The following is a 2,079-nucleotide window of genomic DNA, read 5'->3' on the forward strand; positions in this document are numbered from 1 at the left end:
GCCCACCAGCTCGGCCAGCCAGCGCACGGTCTGGGCCTCGATCTCGCTCGCCAGCGGCGCGGCGTGCCAGAGCGCGACGTTGGCGTTCAGCGCCGCCGCCAGCAGCTCGGCCAGCACGCCGATCGGTGCCGGCGACGCCGAGATGTAGCCGTGAAAGCGCGGGTGGCCGCTGCGCAGCGAGTGCTCGAACAGCAGCGTCGCCGCGCCGTCGAGCAGCGCGGCCGGGTCGGTGCCGCGCGGGCAGCGGGCCGTCGCCGACCAGCGCGCGCACCTCGGCCGGGGTCTCGCCGTGGCTCACCGGGCGCTGCGGCAGCGCGGCCATCATGTTGGCGATGCGATCGACCAGCGCGTGGCCGAGCGCGCGGAACTGCGCCGGCGCCATGGCCAGTGCCGCCTCGCGCGCCGGCGACTCGGGCTCGGTCGGCATGGCGCCCTAGCCGACCACGCCCTTGCTGCGCAGGAACTCGTCGACCAGCTTCAGCCGCACCAGCGGGTCGGGCAGTTCCATCAGTTTCTGCTTGGCGGCCACCGAGATCGGCAGGATCTCGCACCAGCGGTTGGCGATCCAGCCGGCGTCGTCGAAGCGGTAGGGCTCGAGGAAGGGCGCGTTGCCCTGCTGCTTGAGGGTGGCGATCGCGTTCGCGAGGCCCTGGGCCGAACCGACCAGCTCCTCGGTCGGCAGCACGGTCTCGTCGTCGGGCAGCAGCCGGGCCTGGGCGACCCACAGGTGGTTGGCCTGCTGCGAGGTGCCGGCCGTCTCGAAGCGCCGGGTTCCGCGGCAGCGCACCTGCAGGATGCCGGACTGCGGGCTGTCCACGTCGATCAGCTCGGCCAGGCAGCCGATCGACTCCAGCGCCACGTCGCCGGGCGCGCCGTTGCCGCGCACCTCGCTGCCCTTCTTCAGCGCCACCACGCCGAAGGGCTTGCGTTCGCGCAGGCACTCGCCCACCAGATCGAGGTAGCGCGCCTCGAACACCTTCAGGCCCAGCAGGCCATCGGGGAACAGCACCGACTGCAGCGGGAACAGCGGCAGTTCGAAGGAGGGCGTATCCGTCATCGGCGACCGGCTTCTCAGAGCGCGTCGAGCTCGCGGTGGCGCACCAGCGTCGCACCGCGGTCGCGGAAGCGCCGGGCGAGCTGCTCGACGAAGTAGACCGAGCGGTGCTGGCCGCCGGTGCAGCCGATCGCGACGGTGAGGTAGGCGCGCTGGTCCTGCTCGAACGCCGGCAGCCAGCGCACCAGGAAGGCTTCGATCTGCCCCAGCATCTCGCCCACCTCGGGCTGCTGCTGCAGGTAGTCGGCGACCGGTGCGTCGCGACCGGTCAGCGGGCGCAGCTCGTCGATGTAGTGCGGATTGGGCAGCACGCGCACGTCGTACACCAGGTCGGCGTCGAGCGGCACACCGTGCTTGAAGGCGAAGGACTCGAACACCAGCGTCAGTGCGCCGGCCGGTGCCTGCACCAGCTGCCGCACCCAGGCGCGCAGCTGGGCGGCGCGCAGCTGGCTGGTGTCGAGGACGGTGGAGGCCTCGCGCAGGTCGGCGAGCAGCTCGCGTTCGAGCTCGATCGCGTCGGTCAGTGCACGGTGCTGGTCGAGCGCCTCGCCGGGGGCGCCGGTGCTCAGCGGGTGGCGGCGCCGCGTCTCGGAGAAGCGCCGCACCAGCGCATGCGTGCTGGCGTCGAGGAAGATCGCGCGCACCTTCACGCCCTCGCTGCCCAGCTGCGACAGGCTCGGCAGCAGCGCCGGCAGCGAGCGGGCGCTGCGCACGTCGACCGCCACCGCGATGCGGCGCATCGCGCCGTCGGTGCGGGCCTGCTCCAGGCGCAGGAACTGCGGCAGCAGCTCGGGCGGCAGGTTGTCGACGCAGTAGAAGCCGGCGTCCTCCAGCGCATGCAGCGCCACCGACTTGCCCGAGCCGGAGATGCCGGTGACCAGCACCACCTCGCGCGGTGCGTCGGGCAGGGCCGGCGCCACGGTGTCCTGGCTCATGCCCGCTGCCGCTTGCGTCCACCACGACCGCCGGGCGTGGCTGGGGGCGCCGGCGGGGCCGATGTCGCGGTCGCCAGCAGCGCCTGCGCA

The 2,079-nt window shown here is 73.3% G+C and carries 2 protein-coding genes; both read right to left on the bottom strand.

Annotation, left to right across the window (positions count from 1 at the left end; all coding sequences use genetic code 11):
- Positions 1–433: 433 nt before the first annotated feature.
- On the bottom strand, positions 434–1,057 hold the full coding sequence (locus x551_RS21515; RefSeq protein WP_036236482.1) for an LON peptidase substrate-binding domain-containing protein: 624 nt from the start codon (positions 1,055–1,057) through the stop codon (positions 434–436).
- Between the two features lie 14 nt (positions 1,058–1,071).
- Positions 1,072–1,989 carry an RNase adapter RapZ gene (rapZ, locus tag x551_RS21520; RefSeq protein WP_011830910.1) on the bottom strand — a complete coding sequence of 306 codons (918 nt, stop codon included), beginning with the start codon at positions 1,987–1,989 and terminating at the stop codon, positions 1,072–1,074.
- Positions 1,990–2,079: the final 90 nt, after the last annotated feature.

Source organism: Methylibium sp. T29 (assembly GCF_000576205.1).
Classification (GTDB): Bacteria; Pseudomonadota; Gammaproteobacteria; order Burkholderiales; family Burkholderiaceae_C; genus Methylibium; species Methylibium petroleiphilum.

Bases quoted from the DNA above. Each gene is read 5' to 3' on its own strand.
- x551_RS21515 (WP_036236482.1), bottom strand. From the start codon at position 1,057: ATGACGGATACGCCCTCCTTCGAACTGCCGCTGTTCCCGCTGCAGTCG.
- rapZ (WP_011830910.1), bottom strand. From the start codon at position 1,989: ATGAGCCAGGACACCGTGGCGCCGGCCCTGCCCGACGCACCGCGCGAG.